Genomic DNA, 4,464 nt, shown 5'->3' with positions numbered 1-4,464 from the left:
CCTCAGCCTGGCGGATCACACCCATGATCTGCGCGTCAGTAAAGCGATCACTCTTCATCAGAATCTCCTCATCCTTACGCTGAGAAAATTCTCATTCAAAAGCCACTCTTTTTATGGGGGGATTACCACTGCTAGGCAGTCTTGAGCAGACGGGTCGCAGTCGCCCTCATGTCAGACACCACTACTTAAAATTGACCCGCCGCATAACGGGCATGAGCGACACAGCTATTAACAAGTTGCTCGGAGCTTTTCGGATCTGTCTGCCATTCAGATGCGTCAGAAAGCTGGCGTCGACTGCAAGCCACAATGAAGGACTTTCTGACGGCGGGCGAACTCACATGCCATCACTTCTGCCACCTCATACATGCGCAACGTTGTCACGATGGTCGCGATCATCTTAGATTAATGTGCTGGTGATGATAATTGAGCTTGCGCGCTGAAGCAGAGGAACAAAAGGCTTACGCCGATCAAGAAATATATTTCAAGACGATCAAACCTTTGCAGAAAACAGAGGTGAAAGTGCAGAATTGTATGTGGATATATTGAAGAAAAAATCCAATACTAAAGCGCGGTCTTATGGAGCCTCGACACCACGGCGAAAAATATGATATCAGCTATAAAATTAAATTTCGTAGAGTGAGAACAATGATTGCCTCTAGGTTACTACAGATTGCTTCAGATTTCGTCAACGATTATGATAAAATGAAAGTTGATGGCCTTCTGCGAGAAGCTGCGAACCTTTGTAGCAATCGTAGTGCGAACAATATTCACTTTGCCAATCAAAGCAATCAAATCAGAGCACAAGCAGACAAAATCATTGCCAGCACGCGTTTCCGCTCCTATCCTAAATGCTATCTGGACTTTCTAGACACAACGCCCATATCAGCTTCTTTACCTTCTAGGGTTGCACGGTTTGTTAAATCGGGCATTACCGGAAACCCTACGACGACTATATCATCCAATGAATTTAACGAAATTGCTAATGTCGCTCGCGCTGCAGTCGCTGAAATGCGGAATCTCGTCAACACGCTCGAACGAATGAATGTTGAACGACTGGCAATTCCTGAAAATAGCCTTTCAGTAGAATTCTTCCTTCCAAGGACTGGATTTGATAACAGCGTATTCGAATATCTTGGACTGAACGAAAGAGTTGACTCTATCATGATAGCTCTTTCAGAGTTTGTTGATAACGATAATCATAAGCCGGAACTAATTTTCACGTCCACAACTGACCCGATTATAGGATTTGGCGTATCGGTCGGCGCAGCGTATGGAGTCATGCGTCTCATCAGCGGCTTACTTGATATTGCAAAGAAGTCTATAGACTTGTTCAGTTCCATACGAATGCTCAGAGAGAATAGCGTGGCTAATACTGCAAAAGACATGCAAGACGTAGCCGAAGCATTAACGAAAAAAGACATTGAGAAATTGGTCGATGACATCTTTCGCTCATTGAAAAGTGAGCTTTCCGATGGGCGGAAAAACGAACTACGAAACACAGTTACTATACACGCAGAGGCTCTTTTAATTGTGATCGCAGATGGCGCGACTATCAGCCTATCTCCGGAATCACTGACGAGGCTCGACAGTCTAAAACCCGACCTCACCATCGCAGACGCTCCTACACTGGCGCAACTCCAACTCGAAAGCGGATCAAAAACCCGTGAGTTGGAACTCGCAGTTCAAACAAAAGGTGGGCACGGCCTACTTAGGATTGGGCAGAAAGAGCCCGAGAAAAATTAGGAAATGGCGAACTCCTTAATGGAAATTCCAAGTAGAAGATTTGATGTCAAGCACCATGACCGTAGAGCAAGCCTATTAATGATGCCGTCCAAACTCGACCGACTTTCATAGAAGTAGCAGAGCGTCAGAGATCCGGAACGCGCGTAACAGTTGTGGAATTGATCATGTGGGTATCCGCTTTACAGTTGCCCCAACTAAAACCGGGCCTTCTGTTTGCCCCACATTGCCGTCATTTTCCGTCGTGATGAAGGGGAAGGATGATCTGGTGTTGCTGCCGGAATAAAAAGGCGGCACAGCTTTTTGGGAGGGATCGAAAAAGTAGCGGGAACTCATCTGCCAGATGCTCGACCACTGTGTACAGGAATAATGGACTTATTCACCGCATGTCATGCGGATATAGCCTTGCTGTTTGCGGTGATTAAGCGCCATATTCCCAGCAAGGAGTGCAGGGAATATGGCGCGATACATTCATCAGCATGAAGACTGGCCGGACTTTCAGTGGGACAAGGACACCATTTCCCATGAACTGGCTGCGGTGCGCCACCGGCAGGGTCGGCTCCTGGGGCGTATGGAAAGCCTTGGCTTCGACTTTCGGTCGGAAGCCGTGCTCCAGACCCTGACGGAAGATGTCATCAAGTCGAGCGAGATCGAGGGCGAAAACCTTGATCGTGAGCAGGTAAGGTCTTCCATTGCCCGGCGACTGGGTATGGATATTGGCGCGCTGGCATCGGTGGATCGGGATGTTGAAGGCGTCGTGGAGATGATGCTGGATGCGACCCGGCATTATGCCGATCCGCTGACCGAAGAGAGACTGTTCGCCTGGCATGCGGCTTTGTTTCCCACTGGCCGAAACGGCATGTCACGCATTCTGGTCGGAGAGTGGCGTGATGACAGAACCGGCCCGATGCAGGTTGTGTCAGGCCCTGTCGGACGGGAGAGGGTCCATTATGAGGCGCCGGCAGCCAGCAGGGTGCCCGTAGAGATGCAGGTCTTCCTTAACTGGTGCAATGCCGGGCAAGCGCTGGATCCTGTGCTGAAGGCAGCCATCGCACATTTGTGGTTTGTTACCATTCATCCGTTTGAGGATGGAAATGGGCGCATGGCGCGGGCCATCGGTGACCTCATGCTGGCGCGTTCGGAACAGACAGAGCAGCGTTTTTACAGCCTGTCGGCCCAGATCCGTCAGGAGCGGAAGGATTACTACGCAATTCTTGAGGCCACCCAAAAAGGGGATATGGACATCACGGCCTGGCTGCTCTGGTTTCTGGGGGCTCTGGATCGGGCCTTTGATCGCGCTGAGCTGGTCCTGGGAATAGTCATCCAGAAAGCCCGTTTCTGGGACAATCTGGCCGGACAATCGATCAATGACCGGCAACGTCTCATGCTCAACCGTCTGCTCGATGGGTTTGAGGGTAAGCTGACCTCATCCAAATGGGCGAAGCTCGCAAAGACGTCACCGGATACCGCCCTGCGAGATATCAATGATCTCGTATCGCGCGATATTCTGGCCAGGGAGGCGGCAGGAGGAAGAAGCACCAGCTATGTGCTGGTTGTTCCCGAGACGTAAAACGCGGGCCGATGCTGACGGACAGGCCGTTGATTGGGTATGATCGGCATTCAGGCCTGTATCCTTGCATCGGTGAGCGCGGATGAAATGCGCTGGGCAACCTGATCCGTCGAACGTTTGACATTTTCCCGCTTCAGATGGGCGTAGCGGGAGGTGGTCTTGATGTCGCTATGGCCCAGCATCCGGCCGATCATTGTCAGGTCAGCTCCCATCTCCAGGGCATCCGATGCGAAGGAGTGACGGAGATCGTGGAGCCTGACGCCATCCAGCCCTGCCGCCTTGCGGATACGACGCCACGGCTTTTGCAGGTCAGTGAGATATTCGCCAGCATTGCGGCCGGTGATGACATAGGGATTGTCCGGCAGGCGAGGGGTGGCCTTCAGGACATCAACCGCCGCCGTGCCCAACTGGACTGTTTTTGCTCCGGTTTTGCTGTCGGGGAGGCGCAGTTCGGCTTCACCCAGCCAGACATGCGCCCACTGGAGCGTCTGGATTTCCCGCAACCGGCAACCCGTGAGCGCAAGCAGGCGAATGGCCCGTGCCGCTTCGGGCATATCTTCGGCGGCCACGTCGAGGCTGCTTCCCAAGCGGGCATACTCGTCCCGGGTGAGGAAACGCTCCCGTTTTTCTTCCCGGTAGCGTTTGACGCCCCGGCATGGATTCACACCGTCCTGGCGGATACTCCATAGATCGGCAAGGCTGAACATCTTTGACAGAACGCCTAGCGTCCGGTTGGCCTGATAGGGGATATGCCGGAAACTGCCATGGAATTCGACGACTTCAGCCCGCGAAAGGTCAGCCATCCGCCAGCTTCCGAATTTCGGGACAATGAACAATTCCACTGAGCGCCTGTATTCCCCCCGTGTTCTGGGTTTCAGGTGGACATCGACATATTCGTCGAGAAAGCGCCTGGAGAAACTCGCGACAGTCATGGCCTTGCGATCGTCAGACCGTTTGTCCGCCGGATTTTCCCCGGTATGAACCCGTGCGAGAATCCTGATGGCTTCATCACGGGCGAGATCCGCAGTGACGTGCCCCCCTTTTTGTATCCACTCAAAAGGAGAGTTCCCGTTTTTCATGGCTTGGAGTTGATGGAATAGCAAGGGTCTCGGGGGCATGCCCCCGAGACCCTTGTCTAGCGACCTGATCCGGTG

General features: G+C 52.4%; 3 protein-coding genes. 2 read left to right on the top strand and 1 reads right to left on the bottom strand.

The features are described 5' to 3' along the window. Positions 1–576: 576 nt before the first annotated feature. Both F1542_RS08600 and F1542_RS08595 read left to right on the top strand, forming a co-directional pair. Positions 577–1,743 (top strand): hypothetical protein, encoded by a 1,167-nt coding sequence (locus F1542_RS08600; RefSeq protein WP_193732669.1) that lies wholly within the window; start codon positions 577–579, stop codon positions 1,741–1,743. Between the two features lie 454 nt (positions 1,744–2,197). Next, the gene (locus F1542_RS08595) at positions 2,198–3,310 is read left to right on the top strand and encodes a Fic family protein (RefSeq protein ID WP_193732668.1); all 1,113 of its coding nucleotides are present in this window, start codon (positions 2,198–2,200) and stop codon (positions 3,308–3,310) included. Between the two features lie 50 nt (positions 3,311–3,360). On the opposite strand, the gene F1542_RS08590 is transcribed toward F1542_RS08595, so the two are convergent. Continuing rightward, a partial coding sequence (locus F1542_RS08590) for a tyrosine-type recombinase/integrase (protein WP_408886247.1) occupies positions 3,361–4,464 on the bottom strand: 1,104 nt, incomplete at its 5' end.

Source organism: Komagataeibacter sp. FXV3, from assembly GCF_015155755.1.
Taxonomy (GTDB): Bacteria; Pseudomonadota; Alphaproteobacteria; order Acetobacterales; family Acetobacteraceae; genus Komagataeibacter.
This window is presented reverse-complemented; position numbering and strand designations above follow the sequence as displayed.